The sequence below is a fragment of the Bacillus sp. z26 genome, from assembly GCF_058313635.1.
The window spans coordinates 1-24,946 of record NZ_JBZFQM010000006.1 but is presented as its reverse complement, the minus strand read 5'-3'; the positions used below and the strand labels follow the sequence as shown (position 1 = coordinate 24,946).

Below are 24,946 nucleotides of genomic sequence, written 5' to 3'. Positions count from 1 at the left end.
GGGTGGGATATAATGGAAATTGAGGTGCCGAGAAAACCGATGTCAAAAGGAAAGAAAATTAGTTTATGGGTGATTGCAATACTTGCTGCCATCCTTATGGTTGGATCGATTGGAGTAGTATATTTTGTGAAACGTCCTTTGCCGCAAATAGAGGGAGAGGTTGGGGTGCAAGGATTACAAAATAAAGTGGACGTTTTGCGTGATCAAGAAGGAGTCCCTCATATAAAGGCCAGTAATACACAGGATTTATTTTTCGCTCAAGGGTATGTCCAAGCGCAGGATAGGTTGTTTCAAATGGATTTGTCTAGAAGGCAGGCATCCGGTCAGTTAAGTGAAGTGATTGGAGAGTCAACGCTTGAGAATGATAAATATTTTCGTACATTGGGCCTGAGGAGAGCTGCTGAAGTTTCTTATCCGGCTTATTCAGAGGAGGCTAAAGAAATACTGCAATCATTCGCCGATGGTGTAAACGCCTACATGAATGAAAGGAAGGGGAATGGAAAATGGCCCGTCGAATTTACCTTTCTTGGATATGAACCGGAGAAATGGACACCTATTGATTCGCTGACAATCGGAAAGTATATGGCTTTTGATTTGGGAGGCAATTGGAACAGTCAGGCTTTTCGCCACTATTTGCTGCAAAATTTCCCGAAAGAAAAGGCATATGAATTATTCCCTGATTATCCTGCAGGAGCTCCGGTAAATATATCAAAGGATGAACTCGACATAGAGGGCAGTTTATCTGCTTCAGTGGTCCCAAATGAGTTTAATGGAAGCAATAATTGGGTTGTATCAGGAGAGAAAACCAAAACCGGCGCGCCTTTATTGGCCAATGACCCTCATTTATCGCTGGCCACTCCTTCTGTTTGGTATCAAACCCATTTGGAAGGTCCCGGCTATAACGTAAGCGGGGTCATCTTTGCGGGCATTCCGGGTATTATCCTTGGTCATAACCAAGATATTGCATGGGGAGTTACAAATGTAGGTCCAGATGTACAAGATTTGTATATTGAGAAAAGAAATCCTGGACAGGAAGACGAATTTCTCTATAAGGAAAAATGGGAAAAGGTAGATGTTATTCATGAGGATATAAAAATTAAAGGACAGAAGACGGAGGATTATAAAATTACCATTACCCGCCATGGTCCTATTATCTCAGAGTTTCTGAAAAATACCGGCAAGGAACATGTCTTGTCTTTAAAGTGGACCGCCTTGCAGCCTTCAAACGAGTTAGAAGCAGTGCTTAATATGGGAAAATCAAAAAATTGGACCGAATTTGAAAAGGCACTGGAGGATTTTGAAACGCCGGCACAAAATTTTGTGTTTGCTTCAAAGGATGGAACCATTGCTTATAAGGCTAATGGGAAGATACCTATACGTAAAGAAGGACAGGATGCACTTTTGCCCAAAGAAGGCTGGACGGGGGAAAATGAATGGATTGGATATATTCCGTTTACTGAATTACCACGTACCATTAATCCTGAAAAAGGGTATATATCAACGGCAAACAATAAGGTAACAAATAATAGTTATCCTTATCATATAAGTCATGATTGGGCACAGCCCTATCGCCAAATGAGGATTAATGATGTTCTTTCAAGTGAACATGATTTAACAAGTGAAGGTATGAAAGATTTGCAAATGGATCAACTGAACCTGCAGGCAGAAGAATTTTTACCTAAATTTTTAGAAGAGATATCAAAGAACGAAAATGAGGCTATTGAGATCCTGCAGGACTGGAATTACATCGATGACAAAGACATGGCTGCTCCATTGATATTTCAATTGTGGATGACGGAAATTTCAAATACCCTGTTCGATGAGGAAATATCTGAAGAAATGCTCTCTCTTTTCAGAGGCAAAAAGCAGGCTGTTGATCAACTTCTCCGGAAAACGCTAAAGGGTGAAGAAAGTATATGGGTGGATGAAAAGGGCGGTATAAAGAAGGTGCTGGAAACTAGTTTGACAAAAGCGTTGATAAAAGGAAAGGAACTCCAAGGTGAAAATCTTACTAATTGGAGGTGGGGAGATTACCATCAAATTCAATTTAGACATCCTTTATCCAGTGTCAGTCCCCTTCAATATGTATTTAATTATAAAGGAGCAGTGGAAAGCGGGGGGAGCTCGGTTACTGTCCGGGCAGCCGGGTATAATAATCTTGGTGAAATTAATCATGGCGGATCCTGGAGATTCGTTGCAGAACTCTCTGATTTATCAAAGGCAGATCATTTAGTTGGACCCGGACAGTCCGGCCATTTAAGCAGCAAGTGGTATCAAAACCAAATGGAAGATTGGGTTACTGGAACTTATCATACGACGAAATTAAATGAACAGGTCGGTTCCCTCCTGAAGTTAACCCCGAAGAGGAAATGATTTGTATCTCCTCGAAAAGGGAAAAGAATAAAAAATAGTCAAGGCGAAAATTTAGTATTGTAGTACTAAAAGTCATATAATTTAGTATGCAAAGCTTATCGAATTATTTGAATTTTTAAAGCTAAAGTCTTATATAAAATTCTACTTCAATTTAAACAACAATATATAAATAAGATTGGGGCATACTTATCTTTTTCTATTTGACAGATTGAAGGATTACCAATGTTACAACAACTTTACAATATAATTTTTTTACGTTTTTTTGAATCTTTTTTGATAATACATCGTCTAGAATAAGAGAGAAACAGTTCGCACCTATATGTTTAAAAATGGAATGGGTAATAAGATAGAGGGTTGACTCAGGAAAAGTAGTCTAATCGCAACCAAACATCTTATTGATGAACACATGCCGGAGGGGTTTGTATTGAAACAGGGTAAAAGAGACTTTATATATCTTCATAAACAGGAAACTGAGCATTTTGTAGCTTCATTTGGCATAGACTTTTTCAGCTTTATGCAATCTTTGAAAGAGCCGCCGCAAAATGTTTTATTATTGGACCATCCGTTTATGGATGTTGAATACGATATGCATACACAGTTTAATTATGTTTCTTTCCCCTTTTACAAAAAATATTATAAAGAAAATGGAAAGGAATACGGACATATAAACTGGATTGATTTTGAGGATATTGAGGGACTGGAAGAATTGGCTCCATGGGAAATAGCTGAAATATTGTTTATCAGACATACATTTAACCATCTAAGATCCCCATTTTATCAAAAATTAAATAATCGGTTTGTGTATTTAACATTGGAAGATGGTTTTTATAATAAAATTTATTACCGGTATTGGAATGACTTTTACCAGTTGATTGCTAAACTGATTCCAGAGCATGTGGAAACAAATAGACCGGACAGACTATGGCTTGGCGGCAAGAAAAGACCCGAAAATCCAGTTATTCCATTAGATATTCTTAAACAGTTATCCCCTTTGTTTAATGAGGGAGCGCTTATCAGCTTTCATAAATCTATTCAAACAAGACAGAGTATTGAGATTCCGATCTGGGCTGTCGGCGATTATCGCCATGAAGATGAATTAAAAGATGAATTAAGGTTGATTTATCAAAAGAGGCAAACAGTCAATTTGGTTTATCAGAAGAAAATGAAGGAATGGGTTATAGAAGAAAAATAAACCTCCTGTAAGATTAAGGGAGGTTTTCCTGTTTATTAAACAGATATAACAGTTCACAAATTGTATCCAAAAATGCATATAATAAGATGAATGTTTGATTTGCCTATTAAGGTAAATTAGATCGCATATTAATTTAATGTTCTGAAAAGGAAATGATACAATAAGGTATGTATCAACTAACGGAGGGTAAATAACATGAAAATCAAACTGGGATTATTATATGGCGGTAAATCTGCTGAACATAAAGTATCCATGCAAACTGCTTTAGCGGTAATCAAGGCGTTGGATTCTTCTAAATATGATATACATCCGATTTACATAAATGAAGAAGGTGAATGGATTAAAGGACCGCAATTACAGGGACCGATTGAATCTGTTGAGCAATTGGAATTCGATGGAAGTAATCAGGAGGCTCAGACAACAGGTTTTGCTAGTATTATTGCTAATGGATCCGAGCAGGCATTCGATGTTGTCTTCCCATTATTACATGGTCCAAACGGCGAAGATGGAACGGTACAGGGGCTATTGGAGCTGCTTAACATTCCATACGTAGGAAATGGCGTCCTTGCGTCATCTGCAGGTATGGATAAAGTCATTATGAAAAATATCTTTGCGCAGGCTGGCTTGGAGCAGGTTGGCTATGTTTCCTATTTACGCTCAGAATGGAGCGGTAACGAAGAAAAAGTATGCCAGGAAGTAGAAAATGCAGTGGGATATCCATGTTTTGTTAAACCGGCCAATTTAGGATCCAGTGTGGGAATTAGCAAATGTGATAATGCCGGGGAACTTCATAAAGCATTTGAAGAGGCATTCCAATTTGACCGTAAAGTAATTGTTGAAGAAGGAGTTACGGCGAGAGAAGTTGAAATTGGCGTAATCGGCAACGATTATCCTGAATGTTCGGTGGCCGGTGAAATTATACCGAAAAAAGACTTCTATGATTATAAAGCGAAATATGAAGACGGAGATACAGCATTGGTGATACCTGCTGAAATTTCAAAAGAAGAATATCAAATGCTGCATGATATGGCAATCAAGGCCTATAAAGCATTGGATTGCTCCGGACTTGTAAGAGCAGATTTCTTCTTTACGCATGATGGAAAAGCATATATCAATGAGGTAAATACGATGCCTGGATTTACACCTTTCAGTATGTTCCCATTACTTTGGAACCACACGGGTGTTGAATACCCACAATTAATTGAAAAACTAATCAATCTAGCTATCGAAAGGCATGCTGAAAAGCAAAAAATCAAATATACTATTTAACGCTAATCAATCTATACGGTACGTAATTTGGTTAAACAGGGCACCACACATATCCTTGGGAGAGGCAGCAGCCGGACATCGTTCAGGCCTAACCATATGATATGGTTAGGCCTGGTATATTGCCTTGTAAAGAGGAAACGACAAGGGAGTAACATATCGCCGATTTGTCAGAGTAGTTGTTTCTATTTCAGGGATGATAAAGGGTAATGGAGGATTAATATGATCAAACGCACACTGGCTGAAATTGCAGCTATGGTAGACGGCACTATAAATGAAAGATTCCAAGAAATTCTTGTTTCAGGAGTGACAAATGACACAAGAAAAATCGAAGATGGTAACCTATTTGTCCCTCTTCAAGGTGAACATAGCAATGGACATCATCACGTTGAGGCAGCATTTGAGCAGGGAGCAGCTGCATCATTTTGGGAAACAGATGCACCTAACCCTCCTGAAAACACGGCATTGATATACGTTAAGGATAGTTTAAAAGCATTGCAACAGTTAGCTAAAGCGTATCTGCAAGAGCTGGATACGAAAGTTATCGGGATTACGGGCAGTAATGGTAAAACGACTACTAAAGATATGACTGCGTCCATTATGAAAACAAAATACCGGGTCCATAAAACGAGCGGGAATTACAATAACCATATTGGATTACCTCTTACCATTCTGTCTGCCCCAGAAGATACAGAGATACTGATTCTTGAAATGGGAATGAGCAGTCGCGGAGAAATTTCCCTGCTTTCAAGTATAGGACAACCAGATGCTGCGATTATTACCAACATCGGAGAATCACATCTACTTGACCTTGGTTCCCGTGAAGGAATTGCAGATGCCAAAATGGAGATTGTTGAGGGCTTAAAGAAGAATGGTACACTCATTTACAATGGGGATGAACCACTTCTGGTTAGCAGGGTATCGAAGGATGATTATAAACATATTACATTCGGCAGCAGCATGACAAATGACTATTATCCTATTCAAAGTGAATCAGGTGAGAATGAAATGAGATTTACGATTGATGTAGAGGGTATTCATTCATTTGTATTGCCACTATTAGGCAATCATAATGTACTGAATGCTTTGTCCGCTATAGCAGCTGGTAAAACGATGGGATTGTCATGGGATCAAATTGCAAAAGGGCTTGCCGAAGTGAAGCTTTCAAATATGAGGATGGAAGTGTCAGTGGGAGCGCGAGGCGAAAAAATCATCAATGATGCTTATAATGCCAGTCCGACTTCTGTAAAAGCTGCCATTGAATTGGTGAAGGGCATGACAGGAGCCGACCGGAAGATCCTTGTACTCGGAGATATGCTTGAACTGGGACCGGAAGAAGAGAAATATCACTCAAAAATGGGGGAATTAATCACTGAGGAAATTGATTATGTCTTCACGTATGGAAAATTAGCAGAAAAGATTGCTGAAAGCGCTGCGGGGAACATAGGTAAAGAGCGTGTTTACCACTTCAATGATAAAGATCAATTATCCGCAAAATTAAAAGAGGTTATTGATCAGCATTCCATTGTGTTGGTTAAAGCTTCCAGGGGAATGAAACTAGAGGAAATAGTTCGCAACCTCCAAAATTAGTTTTCCTAATTAGTTTACCGCCTCTCATATATATTTGGTAGATGTCCTTCATTCTTGCATTGTAGTGAAGAATGAAGGACATCATCTAAATAATCCGACATTGCCTGCATATTTTATCTACAGTTGGGTATATATAAACTATATGTGAATAGAGGTTGAGTGAATAGTTAGAATTTTTCACCTGAAAGGCTGCAGTGACAAGATATTTGCTGTAGCAAGGGATTAGCCGGCTTTTCTTTAACTAATCAATCGATTGATTAATACTGTTGGGATCATTTGACTGTCTACTGCTATAAGATCTGATGAAAAAAAGCAATCAACGTAAGACACCCAGACTTTTAAAAAATTAATTCACAGACGTGCGATACAAAAAGATTTATACTTAAACCTCTATCTGAAATACTCATCAATTCCACTTTATCGCACAAAAAATTACTGTGTTGTGTGTCTTTCATACACAGGATCTATATAGATCCTATCTTCGTAATAGAGGGAGGCGGTGTATGAACGCGGATATTTATCTCCTGTTTTAGAAAGATAAAAGGCTTGTTCAATAAGTGAAATAGCTTGATGAAATTAAAATCAATCCATAGCATAATAGAATATTGCAATCTTGTTCATTTGCAATCCGGCTCAGTATTTGTTAACATAAGTTAAATACATGCGTTTCATGAAAATTTTCCAAATGAATTGGACTTATGAACTCATGCTGCCGGGATACTGACGGCCGCTTTTTTTTATGAGATCGAAACCCTGTGCGACAGGCACGATTAAATGACCCGTAATCCTGTTTTACAGGAATGAAAAATATATTGAAGCAATTGTTAAAAAAACACCGATTTTTGTGAAAAAGGGGTAGAAAAATTAATGACATTATTTAGTGAATTAGGAATTAGCAGCGACACATTAAGAGCAGTAGAGAAAATGGGGTTTGAAGAAGCAACTCCAATCCAATCAGAAACGATTCCATTTGCATTGCAAGGTGGAGATTTAATTGGACAAGCTCAAACTGGTACAGGTAAAACTGCTGCTTTTGGAATTCCGATGATCGAAAAAATCGATATAAACAAAGATGAAATCCAAGGTTTGATTATTGCGCCGACACGTGAACTTGCAATTCAGGTTTCTGAAGAATTGTACAAAATTGGAGCGGGTAATCGTTCTCGAGTTCTTGCAGTATATGGTGGACAGGATATTTCTCGTCAAATCCGTGCATTAAAAAAACGTCCGCATATCATTGTAGGTACACCAGGCAGACTGTTGGATCACATTAACAGAAAAACAATTCGTTTAAACAATGTTCATACAGTCGTACTGGACGAAGCAGATGAAATGTTGAACATGGGATTCATTGAAGATATTGAGTCTATTCTGTCTTCTGTTCCAGACAATCATCAAACATTGTTATTCTCTGCAACAATGCCAGATCCAATCCGTCGCATTGCTGAAAGATTTATGCATGAACCGAAAACGGTACGTGTAAAAGCGAGAGAAATGACAGTTCCAGCCATCAGCCAATATTATGTTCGCGTTCCGGAAAGAGAAAAATTTGAGACATTAACTCGTCTGCTTGATATTCATACGCCGGAATTAGCTATTATATTTGGTCGTACTAAACGTCGGGTTGATGAATTAGCAGAAGCATTAACAGTGCGTGGTTATACAGCTGAAGGTATCCACGGTGACTTGACACAAGCCCGTCGTATGTCAGTCTTACGCAAGTTTAAAGAGGGAACAGTCGATATATTGGTAGCTACTGATGTGGCGGCACGTGGCCTTGATATTTCTGGTGTTACACACGTTTATAACTTCGATATTCCTCAAGATCCTGAGAGTTATGTCCACCGTATTGGACGTACAGGAAGAGCGGGTAAAGAAGGAATGGCTATTACATTCGTAACGCCTCGTGAAATGTCCTATCTTGAAGTGGTAGAACGTACGACTAAAAGAAAAATGGACCGTATGAAAGCTCCGACTGTTACAGATGCTTTGGAAGTACAACAAAAAACAGTTAGAGAAAAATTGTACAATGTTGTTTCTTCGGAAGACATATCAGCGTATCTTCCATTGGCTAAAGAAATGTTGGAAGACCAAAGTGCAGAAGAACTAATTGCTGCCGCTTTGAAATTGTTCATTAGAGATCCTGATGAAAAACCTGTAAATATTTCAGAAGAGAGACCATTGCCGTTCCGTAAAGAAGGTTCTTCTTATAAAGGCGGAAAAGGTGGCGCCAAACGTCCATACAATAGAGGTGGAGACAGAGACAGCCGCGGCGGTGGAGACAGAAAACGCAGCAGCAATCCAAATGGACGCAAAAAGTCCTATTCAAACTCCAAGCCAAAAAACACAAGTAAATAATAAATAATGATAGGGCCAATCCTCACTTAGCGAGGATTGGCCTTTTTTTATTTTACGTGCTTCCTTTGTACATAATAAGAAAAAGGAGGCGAATGGAATTCATGACGTTCGTTCGTTTGGGTTACGTAGCTATGAGTATGGAATTGAAAAATGCATCACCATCAAAAACGATGACCTATTCACAATTCAGCAAGTTGGCAGACAGGGATGCAGCTATAAGGAGATTAGAGGCCATTACAAAAGCCAACCTGAAAAATTGCCTTCGTTTGCTGATTCATAATGAAGCAAATGGCATCAAATTCTTCCGGTTTTCCTCAAAATTAATACCGCTGGCTAATCATCCGGAGTTAAGAGATTGGAATTATATGCGAAGTATTATAGATGAAACCCGAGCTATTAAAGAATATCTGGAAAAACACCGTGATATGAGAATTGATTTTCACCCGGATCATTATGTTATTTTGAATAGTGATGATAAGAATATCTTAAAGACGTCCATTAAGACATTACGGATGCATTATCAATTACTAATAGCTTTTGGGATTCCGCCAAAACACCGGTGTGTTTTACATATTGGCGGATTATATCAAGATAAGGAACAAGCCTTAGAACAATTCATTAATAATTGGGGTTATGTGCCTGTTGAACTACAGGAAATGATTATACTGGAAAATGATGATACAACATTTGACATCCACGATACCCTCTATCTTTGTGAAAAACTGTCAATACCCATGGTGTTTGATTTACACCATCATAAAATCAATAACCATGGCGATTGGAAAGAGCAGTGGCCAAGAATCGTACTGACTTGGAGCAACTCGACCCTGGCTGTTAAAGTCCATCTTTCATCCCAAAAAGAGGGGAAAAATAAAAAAGCACATGCTGATCATGTGCGTATAGAAGAAGTGATTGAATTAGTAAAAGGAAACAATAGTTTGGCCAGTCAAATTGATTGCATGCTAGAAGCGAAACACAAAGACTTTGCCGTATTCAAGATGATGGAAGAATTGCAATCGCTGGATGATATCAAAATTTTAAAGGGTGCTACGTTTTCTTATGACCCTCGGATAAGTAAAAGTCGATGAGCTGAGCATAATAGTAATTCCGACTATGTATGAAAAGTAGTTGAATTTCTCGCATAGTATTAATATCTTTGCTCATTGCTAAATAAAAGTGTTCAAAAAAGGTAAGTGATCCTTTTTCCGAGTATATAGAGTCCAATAGCTGAGTTCCCATGCTTGTCTGACCAGTGACCATAAAACGATGAGCCTTTTCAGCTATGGATGCTGGTATAATATCCAATTCCCTTTGCCATATGCTCCTGAAAATATCCATTGAGCAATTAAGAGAGGATTCAAGAAAGGGCCTGCGCTGTGGATGTACATTATTCACTAAGGTCAGACCCTTCATGATCCATTTTTTTGCAATCATAAAGCTATCAAACATATAAGAATGGGCTAAGATGTGACATAAAGATATCTCAAGAGTAGGGAATTGTTTTAATAACTCTGTTCTCTCGCTAAATAATTGACAGGCATTTCGTACATGCTTAGGGTCTGTGTTGCTGCATAAGATCGAAACTAAGTACATTTCCCCAAGCTGTATTTTAAAAATCGTTAACAAATCCTGATCTTTACATAATAAAAGCATGGATTCAACTGCTTTTATTAATTTGTTAAAGGGTTCCTGCAAACGTAATTGGCTAATTCCATACAGATGGGAAATGATCGAAGCTATATTTATTTCCAAGCAGCTGGATGATAGATTAAATGCTCGATCAATCAATTCTATGTCATCTGTTTGGGCTTCTGCCTGGTCGATATAAATGGAAAATACCTTTTTTAACTCATTCTCTTCCGGTTCTGAGGAATCTTCCAATACTATTTGTTTAATCCATTCAATGCATCCCAATCGCAATAAATATTCTAGAATGAATAGTTTATGAACCGTTCCAGATGTACATTTGCCGTAATATGACTTAACTATTTTAAAGGCTTCCTCTTCATTTTTTAATGAATGAGAAGCCATTGCTTGCATGACATAGACTGGGTGAAACTCTTCATATGTCTTAAGGGAAAAGGTTTCTGATAATGTTACCCACTCAGCGATGGTATATGTAAGGCATTCTCGGCCTTTTCCTTTTATGGGAGGAGGAATCAAATATTCTAATTCCTTAAATGCTGAATACATTATCTTCTACCTTCTCTCTACAACATTATCGATACTATACTTTATTATAGTTATTTCTTCCTATAATGGAAATATATTTTTTGGTCATTGTCGATTGGACAAAAATATCCGAGCGAGGGCGAAACCTGATATGAGGCCGCCAATATGACCGGTAATATTAATGGATGATTGGAAAAAGGACATAACGACACCAATAATAATTAAAGCTAAAATGACTTGTGAATTTTGGGGCGAGATTAAGTCTTTTCTAAAATAGACGATATAAGCGAAACATCCAAACAAGCCGTAAATAGAACCGCTGGCTCCTGCATGAGCATACATAAGGGGTTCAGCAAAGAAAGTAAGCAGATTAGCTAAAACACCGGTCAGCATAAAAAATAAAATAAATTTGGGTGTCCCCAAAATTTGTTCCAAACCAGGACCGATTATGATCAAGGAGAAACAGTTAAACAAAAGGTGGGAGAAACCAACATGGACAAAAATTGATGTGACCAATCTCCAATATTCGCCCTCTGCTATGTAGAAATTAACTCCGCTTAATAATGTATAGAGGTCTCTCCCGGGAAATATCGGCAAAGAGGTAAGGGTATAAAGGGCTATACAAATGGCTGTTAAAATACTCACTCCCGGATAATAACGGAGAAACTGTTGAAAACTTTCAGTACGTGTGAACAAAAGACATCATCCTTACATAAAAGATTTGGTAAATCATTTATAATAGAGTGTGATTGAAAAATATATCACCATAAAATGTGAGGGTGGGAACCAATGATTATTGGGATTGGTTTAGATATTATTGAACTTGAGAGAGTGAAAAATCTACTTGAACGACAGCCGAAATTCGTGGATCGTATACTAACGGCAGATGAGAAAGAATACTTCCTGTCATTAAGTGAAATTCGGAAAATTGAATGGTTTGCCGGAAGATTTTCTGCCAAAGAGGCATTTTCTAAAGCGTATGGAACAGGTATTGGCGGAAAACTTGCATTCCGTGATATTAGTATTATGCCAGGCAGTAATGGTAAACCGGTTATTCAGCATCCTTTAGAAGTGAAGGCGTACGTGAGTATAACCCATACAAAACAATATGCAGCTGCCCAGGTTATTTTAGAGGAACAGTAAAAACAAATTGTTTGTCCAACAAGCACATAATCAGAAGGATTGTCTCATATATTCAATTAGCGAATTGGAGAGACAAGGCCTTGTTTCGGAAGTTTACTATCCCCACATTTAGTTTGGATAGCACTCGCAATAGCGGGCGTTTAAAAAACAGGTAGGAGTTAAATAAAGAATAGCAGAAATACTAACTGTTTTGAACGAATATATCCAGATAATACGTTGTTAAATAAAATGTGAGATTAAAACGAACGAAACGTGAGTGGCTTTTCCTCTCCCTTTTACTTACTACTGTTAAAAGGGGATGAGATCTTGAAAAGGTTAATGATGCTGATGCTGACAATAGGATTTATGTTGGTCTTGGCAGGCTGCGGGGAAAAATCACAAACAGATGTTGTAGACGCACTAACGAAAAAGATGAATGATTTAAAGGGATACAAGACTGATGCAAAAATGACCTTGAAAATGGGGGCGGAACCACAAGTATATGATGTGGAAGTATGGTATCAATCGCCGTCAGACTACCGTGTAAACTTGAAAAATGCCCAAAAAGATCAAAGTCAAATTATTTTGCGGAATAAAGAAGGAGTATTTGTATTAACTCCTGCCCTTAATAAAAGCTTTAAATTTCAGAGCGAATGGCCTAAAAACAGCTCACAGGCATATCTGTACGAATCCTTAATCACAGATGTATCTGTAGATAAGGATGCAACCTTTAAAGAAACAGAAGATAGCTATGTGTTTGAGACAAAAACGAGGTATCAAAATAATAAAATGCTCCCATTACAAGTCGTGAAATTCGACCGGAAAACACTGGAGCCGATAAGTGTAGACGTAATGGATTCTGATCGTAATACGTTAGTTCAGGTGGAATTTGAAAAAACAAAGTTTAATCCTAACTACGGCAATGGTGACTTTGATGTGAAAAAAAATATGACAGGGGCACAGCTGGAAGTACCGGTCATGTCTTCTGAAGAAGAGGTCGATTTTGAAGTTCAATATCCAACTGCTGAGATTCAGGGAGTGGAGCCTGCAGGTGAGAAAATGATTGAATCAGATGATGGAAAGAGGGCTGTTCTGACATTTGCGGGTGATAATAAACAATACACTCTAATTGAGAGCAAATCAAAGATTGTTAAAGAAGCTGCGGTTACGACAGCGGAAGGTGAGCCTGTAGATTTAGGATTCACAATCGGGAATATGACAGAAAACTCGATATCCTGGTCTTATGAAGGAATAGACTTTATGCTGGCAACAGAAAATCTCTCAGCAGATGAGATGGTCATGATTGCGCGATCTGTACAAGAAACTGCAGAGAAATAATGATAAACGGGTCTGTTATACATACAGGCCTATTCTTTTGGGTTTCTTTAGGTATGAATTGACTATCTATTCATTAAGGGGAATAATCATGTTATAAACATCTAAAGGAAGGTCAACCTCTTATGAAAAATAGTCAATTATCGTATAGAGATACTTGGGCAGAAATAGATTTGGATCATATACAGCATAATGTCAAACAATTTAGGCAGTACTTACCTTCTACTACTGGCATCATGGCAGTTGTAAAAGCGAATGCTTATGGTCATGGTGATAGACAAGTGGCTGAGGCAGCCCTTGGTGCCGGAGCAACGAGTTTAGCGGTAGCTTTTCTGGATGAGGCAATTCGGCTGCGCCAAGCAGGAATTAAGGTTCCGATATTAGTGCTTGGTTCTACAGGAGCTAAAGATGCAAAGGTTGCAGTGCAGTACAATATTTCTTTAAATGTACATGATATTGATTGGATTGGGAAAGCTATTGAATATTTACAGGAAGAAAATATTGAGCAACCGTTAAATATACATGTGAAAATTGATACGGGTATGGGCAGGCTAGGAATTAGAAACAAACAAGAAATGAAAGAAATTGAATATATCCTTAAACATCAGGATCATATCCATCTCGAAGGGGTATTTACACATTTTTCTAACGCAGATGAGCTTGATTTAAGCAGAACTCAAAATCAATTATTGAAATTCAGGGAGATTCTTGATAGTATGGAATACTTGCCGCCTTTCATTCATACTAGTAATAGTGCGGCAGCTATGCGATATCCTGATGCGTATTTTAATACAGTAAGGCTTGGCATTTCTATGTATGGCTTAAGCCCATCCCCTGAAATAAAAGATCTTCTGCCTGTGTCACTAAAGCCGGCCTTATCACTTTATACGAAAGTAAAGCAAATCAAGAAGATATTTAAAGGGGATACGGTTGGGTACGGTGCAACGTATAAAGCAGAGGGACCAGAGTGGATTGCAACACTGCCTATTGGATATGCTGATGGATGGATAAGAAAACTATCTGGTCAATCTGTGCTGGTTAAAGAAAAGCGAGCGGTTATTGTGGGACGGATCTGCATGGACCAATGCATGGTAAAATTAGATCAATTTGTACCGGAAGATACGATTGTTACGCTCATCGGGTCCGATGGAGATCATACGATTACAGCTGATGAGATTGCCCGAAAATTAGAGACAATTAACTATGAGGTAGTTTGTCAATTATCCAGTCGAATTCCTCGGGTGTATAAACAGAATAATTCAATAGTTGAAACTGTAAATCAATTATTCCGGTATTGAGTATTTAGCATATTGTGCATGAAAGATGAATAAAGAACATCTATTTAGCCTCATAATAAGAAAGAAATGTACTAGACACCTTTGCATGCAGAAGTATTAATGGTAAGATAGAATAGTAAAGAACTATGTGGTTTGTAGTGATGGTGGAGGTGTTTGCCTGTGTCTGAGTCCAGTGCAACTACGGAAATTCTAATACGCTTGCCCCAAAATTTGCTAAGTGAGTTGGATGGATACGTGAGAGAAGAAAATGTGAATCGAAGCGAATTTATTTATCAAGCAACCAAAATGTATTTGCAAGAACGCAAAAAGAAAGAGTTTCGCGAATCCATGCGCCGTGGATATATGGAGATGGCCAATATTAATTTGACTATGGCAGCTGAAGCTTTTCAGGCAGAATATGAGGCTGAACATGCCGTGGAGCGTCTAGTTAGCGGTGAATAAGGGTATAAATGTAAAGCGTGGTGACGTTTATTTCGCTGATTTGTCTCCGGTGGTTGGATCTGAGCAAGGTGGGGTAAGACCTGTTCTTGTTATTCAGAATGATATAGGTAATCGATTTAGCCCTACCGTAATTATTGCGGCAATTACGGCTCAAATACAAAAAGCGAAACTGCCAACCCATGTAGAAATTGACGCCCAAAAATATGGATTCGAACGTGATTCTGTTATTTTACTTGAACAAATTCGAACAATTGATAAGCAGAGATTAACAGATAAAATAACACAGTTGGATGATGAAATGATGCGTAAGGTCGATAACGCGCTCCAAATCAGTCTGGGACTTGTGGAATTATAATAATAAAAAGATTATAAAAATATACTTCTGTACTGAAGGCTAGGCTGCCAAGAATCTGAATTCTTGGCAGCCTTTTTATTTACTTTTACAGAGTGGTAAAGATAAATTTTAACGTTTATTTTGAAGAATAGAGGGAATAAAGTGTAAGTTATAGAAAGTATGAAGAAGTAGTGGTTTTTCTGTTTTAATAAAACAAAGGGATTTGGATTTCTAATTTCCTATTTTCTTTTCAAGTGTTTATAATAGTTTGTGTAAATGACTTTTTAAAATTATTCAATAATTCATTAAAAGAGCAAATTTTCATATAAAAAGTTCAGAAAAACTCGATGGAGGAGGAACTAATGAATAAGCTTGTGCAAAACTATATCCAGGATCATAAAGACATTATTTTACGGCAGTGGGTTAACCGCGTAGAAGAAAAGGCAGACGAACGAGTTGGTAAGATAGTTTCTGACCAAATGTTCTTACACACAAGTAATGAGTTTATCGATGTATTGATATCTAATATTACAGATTCCGATGAAGAGTTCAAGACAAAACTAGGTGATTTTGCAGCTAAGATTATTCGTTTAGGCTGGCCGTTAACATTTGTGAATGACGGGATGAAGGCATTCAATATCGTAGTAACAGAAGGATTGGTTAACGAGGGAGTAATGACAAAAGAAAATCAGCTTGAGATTGTGCTCGATTTTGATGAATGGATTACTCCTCTGAATAATGAAATCCTTAATGTTTATACATCTACATGGGAACGAACGGTTTCTTTGCAAAGAATAGCTCTTCAGGAATTATCCGCCCCGCTCATTCCGGTGTTTGAAGGGATTACAGTAATGCCTTTAATAGGAACAATAGATACAGAACGTGCCAGACAAATAATGGAGAACCTTCTCGATGGCGTTGTTAAGCATCGTTCAGAAGTAGTGTTAATTGACATTACAGGGGTACCGGTTGTAGATACCATGGTGGCCCACCATATTATCCAGGCTGCAGAGGCTGTTCGCTTGGTTGGCGCGCGTTGTATGCTTTGCGGGATACGCCCGGAGATTGCTCAAACAATTGTTAATCTTGGGATTAACTTAGATGAAATCATAACTAAAAATACATTGAAAAAGGGTGTAGAGGCTGCCCTGGAAATTACAAACAGAAAAATTATAATAACCTCGGAGGAGTTAGTATGAGGATTCCGATATTAAAGCTGCACGATTGCCTGTTGATTTCCATTCAGTGGGAACTGGATGATGCAACAGCGCTCCAGTTTCAAGAGGATTTATTGCATAAAATACATGAAACAAATGCGAACGGAGTGGTAATTGACTTAACCTCAGTGGATATTATAGACTCCTTTATTGCTAAAGTCCTTGGCGATGTTATTAACATGTCCAAACTAATGGGTGCGAAGGTTGTGATTACAGGCATTCAACCGGCTGTTGCCATCACGTTAATCGAACTGGGGATTACATTATCCGATGTTATGACCGCATTGGATCTAGAAAAAGGTTTGGAGAAATTACAAAAGGAACTGGGGGACTAGCATGATGAGCACCCAATCCTACGTAAAAATTCTAAATGAATGGGATATTGTTGCAGCCCGTCAGGTGGGCAGAAACGTGGCCAAAGAGTTGGGGTTTGGCACCGTGGATCAAGCAAGAATAACCACAACCATAAGTGAATTAGCAAGGAATATATATTTATATGCAGGGCAGGGTCAAATATGCATTGAAAAGGTATACGATAATGGAAAAACAGGCCTTAGAGTCACTGCTGAGGATAACGGTCCCGGAATAAGTGATATAAGAAGAGTGATGGAAGATGGGTATACAACATCAGGTGGTCTTGGAGCAGGACTCCCTGGAGTCAAAAGATTGATGGATGATTTTGATATTGACTCCGATGTTGGAAAGGGTACGTGCATTACATCAACCAAATGGCTTCGATAGGGGGAAGATAGGTGGATAATAGAGAGTGCATGGAAGAAAGATACCGTGAAGCTCTCTCAAACTATTTGACAGAGCATACGGAAAAAGCATTATATCTCGGACATAAATTAAGCAAACAAGCGATAGAACATATGATATCTCCAGAAGAAATCATAAGTTTACATAAGAATGCACTGAAGGAGATTCTTCCAGATGTTTCGGAGGAAGTTAGCCACTCTCTTGATTTTTTATTGGAAATTATGATGGAGTATGGTGTTGCTTTTCGTGAATTACAGAGTCTTCGCCATCAACAAAGAGAACTGAAGAGTGAGATGGAAATCGCCGCTAATGTTCAACAAACTTTATTGGAAACGCGAGTTCCCATCCTCAAAAATCTGGAGATTGGTGCCATTAGCGTTCCTGCTAAGCATATGAGCGGAGATTATTTTCACTTTGTCGAAGATGAACATGGTCGGGTAGCTGTAGCAATTGCTGATATTATTGGCAAAGGGATACCAGCAGCATTGTGTATGTCTATGATCAAGTATGCGATGGATTCTCTACCGGAGCATCGTACTTCTCCGGCCAGTGTTCTTGAAAGTATTAATCGCGTAGTTGAGCAAAATGTAGGTCCGAGTATGTTTATAACCATGTTCTATGGTTTGTATGATCCCTCTAATCATATTTTTACTTATGCATCTGCTGGGCATGAACCGGGCTTTTTCTATAGATATCAAGAAAATGAATTTACTGAATTAAGTGCCAAGGGTTTATTGCTTGGGGTAAATAAAAGAACGACCTACCAGCAATATGAACGCAAAATTGAAGTAGGCGATATGATTATTCTCCTATCAGATGGAGTAACGGAATGCAGAACAAATGATGGATTTATTGAAAGAGACACTCTGGTTAAATTTATTCAGGAATCCATTCATTTAGATGCTCAAGGAATTGTGAATAATCTTTATAAAAAGCTCGAAAAGATGCAGAATTTTCAATTGAGGGATGATTTCACTTTAATAATTATGCGGCGGAAGTTTTAAAGGGATAAAATCGGGTAATAGGTTAGGAAGCGAAACTTGACTTTTTGAGGAGAGGTACAATTCATGAACATTTCGATTGATGTACAAAATGTGAATTCTGAAATACATGTAAATGTTAAAGGCGAGATAGATGCATACACAGCACCGAAGTTAAGGGAGGCACTTTTCCCTTTATCGGATCAGGATAAAGTAGTCATGATTGTCGATTTGACAGAAGTTTCTTATATGGATAGCACAGGTCTTGGAGTGTTTGTAGGATTGTTTAAAAATGTTCGTGCGCATAATGGAGATTTTAGAATCATCGGACTATCTGAGAGGTTACATCGTCTTTTTGAAATAACTGGTCTAGCGGATATAATCCATATAAAAAGCCATGCAGAGGGTGGATCGCAATGAGTGAAACATATGAATATATTGAAATGAAGATACCAGCAAAACCTGAGTTTATTGGGGTAATGAGATTAACTTTATCAGGTATAGCCAGCCGTATGGGATTCTCATATGATAGTATAGAAGATTTGAAAATTGCTACCAGCGAGGCCTGTACAAATGCGGTACAGCATGCCTACAAAGAAAACCATAACGGTGAAGTGGTTATCGGTTTCGGGTTATATGAAGACCGTTTGGAAGTGATGGTGGTTGATAACGGAGAAAGCTGCGATTTTGAAGAAGTGAGACAAGGTTTGGGACCGTACGAAAGAGACCAATCGGTAGAATTCTTAAGAGAAGGAGGATTAGGTCTATATCTGATTGAAACACTCATGGATGAAGTGAAAATACATCAAAATGAAGGTGTGACAGTATTCATGACGAAGTTTCTTGAGGGAGAGCAGGTGGAGAGTGATGCAGAAACAATCTCAAATTAGTGAAGAGAAAAAGGCTCAAATGAGAGAACAAGTCACCGAATGGATTAAAGCCTATCAACTGCACGGAGATGAAGAAGCGCAAGCTCAACTTGTTCAGCACTATCAGGGACTGGTAGAAACCATTGCAAGAAAATATTCAAAGGGTAAATCCTATCACGAAGATATTGCTCAGGTCGGTATGATTGGATTGCTGGGTGCTATTCGCAGATACGATGATTCCTTTGGAAAAAGCTTTGAAGCATTTGCTGTCCCAACAATAATTGGTGAAATTAAGCGTTTTTTACGTGATAAAACATGGAGTGTCCATGTCCCACGCAGAATTAAAGAACTTGGGCCAAAAATTAAAACAACTGTTGAAGAACTTACCTCAACCTTACAACGCTCTCCAAAGATTGAAGAGATTGCTCAGTACTTAGAAGTTTCTGAGGAAGAAGTATTAGAAGCCATGGAAATGAGTAAAAGTTATCAAGCTCTGTCAGTGGATCACTCAATTGAAGCAGATTCGGACGGCGGAACGGTCACTCTATTAGATATTTTCGGTAATGTAGATGAAGGATATGAAAGAGTGAACCAGCGTCTGGTTTTGGAAAAAGTTCTCCATGTATTGTCAGATCGCGAAAAGAAAATTATTCAATATACGTATCTAGAAAACCTGAGTCAAAAGGAAGCCGGAGACCGCTTAGGTATCTCCCAAATGCACGTGTCTCGTCTCCAGCGTCGTGCTATAAAAAAATTGCAAGAAGCCATTAATGCTGAGAATTCGGAGTATATACGGTGAATCACGAAGTATTACGAGACAGCAGAGTTCAATTAATTGCTTCTCAGTCCCCTAAACAAGGGAAACTTTTGTGTGGAGACGATTATTTTTTTGAAGTGACCGATGATTACTTTATATGTGTAATCGCAGATGGATTGGGGTCAGGAGAGTTTGCGCATGAATCATCTCGGGCAGTTACAAATGTTGTCCGAGAGTTTCAGAGCGAAGAAGTTGAAGTTATTATGGAGCGGTGTAATCAGGCTCTGCTTAGAAAAAGAGGCGCAGCCGTAGCTATTTTTAAAGTGGATTTTAAAAAGAAGGAATTCCACTATAGTTGTGTAGGCAATATACGTTTTTATTTATACCCTCCAAATGGTAAATTGATTTATCCCCTACCTGTAACGGGTTTCTTATCTGGAAGGAAGCAACGTTTCCATACCCAACGTTTTACGTATGTGCCGGCCTCTAAATTTTTCATTCACTCAGATGGTTTTGAAATGAAGGGAACTAAAGATTTTTTGCGTAGTTCTGGTTCTCTTGAAGAAACGGCAAGAAAATTAGAAAGGCAAAACAGTGCCTTTAACGATGATATTACAATTATTTTTGGAAGTCTTTTACAATGATAAGAGGCTTCTTTTTTGTTATACGTATTAGCGCGGTATTTGAAGTGAAGAAGGTTATGTTACTATAAAAGTAATTAATGCAGAGGGAAGGTTTGATGGGATGAAATCCAAGAAGGAACTGAGTAAACATATTGCAGCAGAACTTTCAGTGCAGGAAAAACAAGTTGATAATGTATTGGCGCTGTTAGAGGATGGAAATACAATCCCGTTTATTGCGCGTTATCGAAAAGAAATGACAGGCTCGTTGGATGAGGTAGAAATTAGATCAATATCTGAGCGGTGGACCTATCTCGAGAATTTGGAAAAAAGGAAAGAAGAAGTCCTGCGTATTATCAAGGAACAAGGGAAGCTCACAGAAGAGTTATCCAGTGATATCACTAAGGCAGTAAAATTACAAACGGTGGAAGACCTCTACCGACCCTTCAAGCAAAAGCGTCGTACAAAAGCGACAATAGCTAAAGAAAAAGGGTTGGAGCCGTTGGCAGCTTGGATTATGGAAGCGCCTGTCTCCGCAAGACCTTTAGAAAAAGCGGCTCAATTTGTAGATCCGGAAAAGGGAGTTGAAACGGCTGCCGAAGCTATTGATGGAGCTAAAGATATTATCGCAGAGAATATATCAGATAACGCCTCGTTTAGAAATTGGATTCGGGATGAAACATATAAGCGTGGTACCATCAAGTCAGTTGGCAAAGATGAGGATAAGGATGAGAAACAAGTATTTGAAATGTACTATGACTATGAAGAAGCAATTGGAAAAATAGTCCCTCACCGTGTTTTAGCTCTAAATCGCGGTGAAAAAGAGGGAGTGCTCAGAGTTTCTGTCAAAGCGGATGTGGAGAAAATTTTAGATTACCTCTATAAAAAAATGAATTTGTATGCGAATAATCCATGCATGAGGATTATGAAAGAAGCAATAGAAGATAGCTATAAGCGATTGATTCAGCCCTCTATTGAAAGGGAAATACGTAATGAATTAACGGAAAAGGCTGAAGATCAGGCTATTTATATTTTTTCAGAGAACCTCAGGAATTTACTGCTTCAGCCTCCTTTGAAAGGGAAAATGGTTTTAGGTGTAGATCCTGCGTATCGAACCGGCTGTAAATTTGCAGTGGTCGATCCTACAGGTAAAATGCTTGAGGTTGGGGTAGTTTACCCACATCCTCCGGTAGCTAAAAAGCATGAAGCAACGAAAATTATCTTGTCAATCCTAAAGAAATATAACATCGAAATTATCACAATTGGAAATGGAACAGCCTCGCGGGAGACAGAGCAATTTATTGCAGATACTTTAAAGATGCAAAGTGAAAAGATATATTATGTCATTGTGAATGAAGCTGGTGCGAGTGTCTATTCAGCATCGGATATCGCAAGAGAAGAATTTCCGGACTTACAGGTGGAACAACGAAGTGCTGTATCAATCGCCAGAAGGCTTCAGGATCCATTGGCAGAATTGGTCAAAATAGACCCTAAATCAGTAGGAGTCGGTCAATATCAACATGATGTTTCAGAAAAGAAACTGAATGAATCCCTGAGCTTTGTGGTGGAAACAGCAGTTAATAAGGTTGGGGTTAATGTGAATACGGCCTCTCCTTCTTTGTTGCAATATGTGGCCGGGCTTTCAAAATCTGTAGCCCAAAATATCGTCAAAAAAAGAGAAGAAGAAGGAGCTTTTTCTAATCGCGCTGCGCTAAAAAAGATACCAAGACTTGGTGCAAAAACATATGAACAAGCCATTGGATTTTTAAGGATAAGTGGTGGAGAGGAATCGCTTGATCGAACATCTATACACCCGGAAAATTATCAGTCTGTTCGTTTATTATTGAAAATGCTTGGTTTTACAACCGAGGATTTAGGAAGCGATCGGTTAAGGGAAGCATTGTCTACCATAAATAGAAGGGAAATGTCAGTTAAATTGGATATTGGTGAAATCACGTTGGGAGATATCATAGATGCCTTAATGAGGCCGGAAAGAGATCCACGTGATGAATTGGCAGCACCTCTACTGAAATCAGATGTGTTAAAAATGGAGGACCTTAAGCAGGGAATGGAGCTTCAGGGAGTGGTCCGTAATGTAGTAGACTTTGGTGCGTTCATCGATATCGGTGTAAAGCAGGCAGGGTTAGTACATATCTCGAAATTAAGTAATCGGTTTGTGAAGCATCCCATGGATGTTGTATCGGTTGGGGATGTGGTTACGGTTTGGGTAGATCATGTAGATATACCCAAAGAACGCATCGCCCTAACAATGGTAAATTCATCTATATAATAAAGTAAATGAAGAGCATTGCCTTTATTCGTAAAGGGCAATGCTTTTTTTATAAAAAAACCAACATTGATTCAAAAGCTGCACTTGTCTGCTGTTTTTTTCAAAAAAGGCTTTTTGAATTTGATTTTGCAACCAGCCAGGCACGGTTAGACCTCCTTTGATAAATGTTGTACTATGAATAGGGTGATACGCCCATGGTTAGTTTATTGTATGTGATGGCAGCCGGGTTTGTTACTTTAAATAGTGCGGAGGGTTTATCAAAGATGACAGACAATGAGTTACAGCAATTAGTTGAAAAATTATCAACACTTTATTTTGGCAGGCCATTCACTCATAAAGCGATCTTTAATGAAAGGTTAAGAACAACTGGCGGGCGGTATTTATTAATCAGCCATAATATCGAGATTAATCGAAGATATTTAGATGAAATGGGAATAGGTGAATTAGAGGGAATTATCAAACATGAATTATGCCACTATCATTTACATCTCCAAGGAAAGGGTTACCGGCATAGAGACCATGATTTCAAAAGGTTGATGGCAGAAACAAACTCACCTCGTTTTTGTTCTGCTTTAGAAAGTAACAAACGTACCGCGCGGCCTATTAAATGGATATACGAATGTGGACAATGTGGGCTTGAGTACAGGAGAAAAAGACAGATTGATACTAAGAGATATGTATGTGGAAAATGCCGTGGAAAAATAATTTTAAAAAAGTCATTGACATAGACCTTGCAAACATGGTAATTTATTTGAGCGGCCTTAAAAAAGCCGAAAACAAAAAACGACATTGAAAAACACCTGAAAAAAACTTTTAAAAAAGTGTTGACGAGTTAAGTAAATGCCGTTATAATAGATAAAGTCGACTGAGGCGCTTGATAGTATCTGAAAGAGATGATAAAGTGTCTGAGAGACTGAAATGAATGCCATTGATATACTATGTATGGCCCCTTGGTCAAGCGGTTAAGACACCGCCCTTTCACGGCGGTAACACGGGTTCGAATCCCGTAGGGGTCACCATTCACAACTTAGGTTGTTAGAGTAAGAATATGATCGTCGCGGGGTGGAGCAGTCTGGTAGCTCGTCGGGCTCATAACCCGAAGGTCGCAGGTTCAAATCCTGCCCCCGCAATTAACAAAATGGTCCGGTAGTTCAGTTGGTTAGAATGCCTGCCTGTCACGCAGGAGGTCGCGGGTTCGAGTCCCGTCCGGACCGCCATTTTTATTAAAAATAACACTTAACTCGAAAAGAGAAAAAGTGATTATAATAAATAGTGTTTTGAAAAAACACCTTTGGGCTATAGCCAAGCGGTAAGGCAACGGACTTTGACTCCGTCACGCGTAGGTTCGAATCCTGCTAGCCCAGCCATTTAGAGCCATTAGCTCAGTCGGTAGAGCATCTGACTTTTAATCAGAGGGTCGAAGGTTCGAGTCCTTCATGGCTCACCATTATAAATATGCGGGTGTGGCGGAATTGGCAGACGCACCAGACTTAGGATCTGGCGCCTTACGGCGTGGGGGTTCAAGTCCCTTCACCCGCACCATTTATTATCACTTGATTGTAAGTGGGATAAATACTATAATGAAAGTTGTCGTCGCGTTATTATAACGCGGTCGTGGCGGAATGGCAGACGCGCTAGGTTGAGGGCCTAGTGGGGGTTAACCCCGTGGAGGTTCAAGTCCTCTCGGCCGCACCAACTAAATTAATTATGCGCCCGTAGCTCAATTGGATAGAGCGTTTGACTACGGATCAAAAGGTTAGGGGTTCGACTCCTCTCGGGCGCGCCAATATAACGGGAAGTAGCTCAGCTTGGTAGAGCACTTGGTTTGGGACCAAGGGGTCGCAGGTTCGAATCCTGTCTTCCCGACCATCAACTTCCAATGAATTGAATATGCGGGTGTAGTTTAGTGGTAAAACCTCAGCCTTCCAAGCTGATGATGAGGGTTCGATTCCCTTCACCCGCTCCAATTATAT

The 24,946-nt window shown here is 38.9% G+C and carries 24 protein-coding genes and 10 tRNA genes; 31 read left to right on the top strand and 3 right to left on the bottom strand.

What is annotated here, in order from left to right:
- The first annotated feature begins 12 nt into the window (after window positions 1-12).
- The 6 genes from AC4G3K_RS15880 to uvsE all read left to right on the top strand — a co-directional run bounded on the left by AC4G3K_RS15880 (window position 13) and on the right by uvsE (window position 9,867).
- A complete protein-coding gene (locus AC4G3K_RS15880; RefSeq protein WP_491133898.1) occupies window positions 13-2,373 on the top strand; it encodes a penicillin acylase family protein in 2,361 nt (786 codons plus the stop codon).
- 424 nt (window positions 2,374-2,797) lie between these two features.
- Window positions 2,798-3,565, top strand: a complete 768-nt coding sequence (locus tag AC4G3K_RS15875; protein WP_491078026.1) for a hypothetical protein — start codon at window positions 2,798-2,800, stop codon at window positions 3,563-3,565.
- 195 nt (window positions 3,566-3,760) lie between these two features.
- Window positions 3,761-4,834 carry a D-alanine--D-alanine ligase gene (locus AC4G3K_RS15870; protein ID WP_491133897.1) on the top strand — a complete coding sequence of 358 codons (1,074 nt, stop codon included), beginning with the start codon at window positions 3,761-3,763 and terminating at the stop codon, window positions 4,832-4,834.
- A 219-nt stretch (window positions 4,835-5,053) separates the two neighbouring features.
- Window positions 5,054-6,421: a UDP-N-acetylmuramoyl-tripeptide--D-alanyl-D-alanine ligase gene (locus tag AC4G3K_RS15865; protein WP_491133896.1), complete on the top strand. Its 1,368-nt coding sequence runs from the start codon at window positions 5,054-5,056 to the stop codon at window positions 6,419-6,421.
- Window positions 6,422-7,288: 867 nt separating this feature from the next.
- On the top strand, window positions 7,289-8,779 hold the full coding sequence (gene cshA / locus AC4G3K_RS15860; protein ID WP_491078029.1) for a degradosome RNA helicase CshA: 1,491 nt from the start codon (window positions 7,289-7,291) through the stop codon (window positions 8,777-8,779).
- A gap of 101 nt (window positions 8,780-8,880) precedes the next feature.
- Window positions 8,881-9,867 carry a UV DNA damage repair endonuclease UvsE gene (gene uvsE, locus AC4G3K_RS15855; RefSeq protein WP_491133919.1) on the top strand — a complete coding sequence of 329 codons (987 nt, stop codon included), beginning with the start codon at window positions 8,881-8,883 and terminating at the stop codon, window positions 9,865-9,867.
- Here the strand turns inward: uvsE and AC4G3K_RS15850 are convergent.
- Window positions 9,827-10,972 carry an AimR family lysis-lysogeny pheromone receptor gene (locus AC4G3K_RS15850; protein WP_491133895.1) on the bottom strand — a complete coding sequence of 382 codons (1,146 nt, stop codon included), beginning with the start codon at window positions 10,970-10,972 and terminating at the stop codon, window positions 9,827-9,829. The two genes, uvsE and AC4G3K_RS15850, sit on opposite strands and share 41 nt — an antisense overlap.
- Window positions 10,973-11,056: 84 nt before the next feature.
- Window positions 11,057-11,647, bottom strand: a complete 591-nt coding sequence (locus tag AC4G3K_RS15845; protein ID WP_491133894.1) for a rhomboid family intramembrane serine protease — start codon at window positions 11,645-11,647, stop codon at window positions 11,057-11,059.
- Window positions 11,648-11,740: 93 nt separating this feature from the next.
- Here AC4G3K_RS15845 and acpS point away from each other — a divergent pair, with 93 nt between their 5' ends.
- From acpS to AC4G3K_RS15775, 14 genes are all read left to right on the top strand, one after another.
- A complete protein-coding gene (gene acpS / locus AC4G3K_RS15840; protein ID WP_491078033.1) occupies window positions 11,741-12,094 on the top strand; it encodes a holo-ACP synthase in 354 nt (117 codons plus the stop codon).
- A gap of 306 nt (window positions 12,095-12,400) precedes the next feature.
- A complete protein-coding gene (locus tag AC4G3K_RS15835; protein ID WP_491133893.1) occupies window positions 12,401-13,411 on the top strand; it encodes a LolA family protein in 1,011 nt (336 codons plus the stop codon).
- A 122-nt stretch (window positions 13,412-13,533) separates the two neighbouring features.
- Window positions 13,534-14,706: an alanine racemase gene (gene alr / locus AC4G3K_RS15830; protein ID WP_491078035.1), complete on the top strand. Its 1,173-nt coding sequence runs from the start codon at window positions 13,534-13,536 to the stop codon at window positions 14,704-14,706.
- A 159-nt stretch (window positions 14,707-14,865) separates the two neighbouring features.
- Complete coding sequence (locus tag AC4G3K_RS15825) at window positions 14,866-15,147, top strand: CopG family ribbon-helix-helix protein (RefSeq protein WP_049672447.1); 282 nt, start codon at window positions 14,866-14,868, stop codon at window positions 15,145-15,147.
- 4 nt (window positions 15,148-15,151) lie between these two features.
- Complete coding sequence (locus AC4G3K_RS15820) at window positions 15,152-15,502, top strand: type II toxin-antitoxin system PemK/MazF family toxin (protein ID WP_491078049.1); 351 nt, start codon at window positions 15,152-15,154, stop codon at window positions 15,500-15,502.
- A gap of 341 nt (window positions 15,503-15,843) precedes the next feature.
- Window positions 15,844-16,680: an RsbT co-antagonist protein RsbRA gene (locus tag AC4G3K_RS15815; protein WP_491078036.1), complete on the top strand. Its 837-nt coding sequence runs from the start codon at window positions 15,844-15,846 to the stop codon at window positions 16,678-16,680.
- The gene (locus AC4G3K_RS15810; protein WP_491078037.1) at window positions 16,677-17,033 is read left to right on the top strand and encodes an STAS domain-containing protein; all 357 of its coding nucleotides are present in this window, start codon (window positions 16,677-16,679) and stop codon (window positions 17,031-17,033) included. Before AC4G3K_RS15815 ends, AC4G3K_RS15810 begins: the two co-directional genes overlap by 4 nt.
- A 4-nt stretch (window positions 17,034-17,037) precedes the next feature.
- Window positions 17,038-17,439, top strand: coding sequence for an anti-sigma regulatory factor (locus AC4G3K_RS15805; protein WP_491078050.1), 402 nt, complete (start codon window positions 17,038-17,040; stop codon window positions 17,437-17,439).
- 11 nt (window positions 17,440-17,450) lie between these two features.
- Entirely contained in the window at window positions 17,451-18,461 is a 1,011-nt protein-coding gene (locus AC4G3K_RS15800; RefSeq protein ID WP_491078038.1) for a PP2C family protein-serine/threonine phosphatase, read from the top strand.
- 63 nt (window positions 18,462-18,524) lie between these two features.
- On the top strand, window positions 18,525-18,857 hold the full coding sequence (locus AC4G3K_RS15795) for an anti-sigma factor antagonist (RefSeq protein WP_491078039.1): 333 nt from the start codon (window positions 18,525-18,527) through the stop codon (window positions 18,855-18,857).
- Entirely contained in the window at window positions 18,854-19,327 is a 474-nt protein-coding gene (rsbW, locus tag AC4G3K_RS15790; protein WP_491078040.1) for an anti-sigma B factor RsbW, read from the top strand. The genes AC4G3K_RS15795 and rsbW overlap by 4 nt, the downstream gene beginning before the upstream one ends.
- Complete coding sequence (gene sigB / locus AC4G3K_RS15785; RefSeq protein WP_491078041.1) at window positions 19,305-20,105, top strand: RNA polymerase sigma factor SigB; 801 nt, start codon at window positions 19,305-19,307, stop codon at window positions 20,103-20,105. The genes rsbW and sigB overlap by 23 nt, the downstream gene beginning before the upstream one ends.
- The gene (locus AC4G3K_RS15780; RefSeq protein WP_491133892.1) at window positions 20,102-20,707 is read left to right on the top strand and encodes a PP2C family serine/threonine-protein phosphatase; all 606 of its coding nucleotides are present in this window, start codon (window positions 20,102-20,104) and stop codon (window positions 20,705-20,707) included. The genes sigB and AC4G3K_RS15780 overlap by 4 nt, the downstream gene beginning before the upstream one ends.
- A 100-nt stretch (window positions 20,708-20,807) precedes the next feature.
- Window positions 20,808-22,973, top strand: coding sequence for a Tex family protein (locus tag AC4G3K_RS15775; protein ID WP_491133891.1), 2,166 nt, complete (start codon window positions 20,808-20,810; stop codon window positions 22,971-22,973).
- Window positions 22,974-22,997: 24 nt separating this feature from the next.
- Here the strand turns inward: AC4G3K_RS15775 and cmpA are convergent, their stop codons facing one another.
- Window positions 22,998-23,117 (bottom strand): cortex morphogenetic protein CmpA, encoded by a 120-nt coding sequence (cmpA, locus tag AC4G3K_RS15770; protein WP_491078044.1) that lies wholly within the window; start codon window positions 23,115-23,117, stop codon window positions 22,998-23,000.
- 119 nt (window positions 23,118-23,236) lie between these two features.
- Here cmpA and AC4G3K_RS15765 point away from each other — a divergent pair, with 119 nt between their 5' ends.
- The 11 genes from AC4G3K_RS15765 to AC4G3K_RS15715 all read left to right on the top strand — a co-directional run bounded on the left by AC4G3K_RS15765 (window position 23,237) and on the right by AC4G3K_RS15715 (window position 24,939).
- The gene (locus tag AC4G3K_RS15765) at window positions 23,237-23,701 is read left to right on the top strand and encodes a SprT family protein (RefSeq protein ID WP_491133918.1); all 465 of its coding nucleotides are present in this window, start codon (window positions 23,237-23,239) and stop codon (window positions 23,699-23,701) included.
- A 216-nt stretch (window positions 23,702-23,917) separates the two neighbouring features.
- Window positions 23,918-23,992, top strand: a tRNA-Glu gene (locus AC4G3K_RS15760).
- Window positions 23,993-24,029: 37 nt separating this feature from the next.
- Window positions 24,030-24,103: transfer RNA gene (locus tag AC4G3K_RS15755), tRNA-Met, on the top strand.
- 10 nt (window positions 24,104-24,113) lie between these two features.
- Window positions 24,114-24,190, top strand: a tRNA-Asp gene (locus tag AC4G3K_RS15750).
- A 75-nt stretch (window positions 24,191-24,265) separates the two neighbouring features.
- Window positions 24,266-24,340, top strand: a tRNA-Gln gene (locus tag AC4G3K_RS15745).
- Window positions 24,341-24,344: 4 nt separating this feature from the next.
- Window positions 24,345-24,420, top strand: a tRNA-Lys gene (locus AC4G3K_RS15740).
- Between the two features lie 10 nt (window positions 24,421-24,430).
- Window positions 24,431-24,515: transfer RNA gene (locus AC4G3K_RS15735), tRNA-Leu, on the top strand.
- Window positions 24,516-24,581: 66 nt separating this feature from the next.
- Window positions 24,582-24,668 (top strand) — tRNA-Leu (locus AC4G3K_RS15730).
- A 14-nt stretch (window positions 24,669-24,682) separates the two neighbouring features.
- Window positions 24,683-24,759, top strand: a tRNA-Arg gene (locus tag AC4G3K_RS15725).
- A 6-nt stretch (window positions 24,760-24,765) separates the two neighbouring features.
- A tRNA-Pro gene (locus tag AC4G3K_RS15720) sits at window positions 24,766-24,842 on the top strand.
- A 23-nt stretch (window positions 24,843-24,865) separates the two neighbouring features.
- A tRNA-Gly gene (locus AC4G3K_RS15715) sits at window positions 24,866-24,939 on the top strand.
- The last annotated feature ends 7 nt before the right edge of the window (window positions 24,940-24,946 follow it).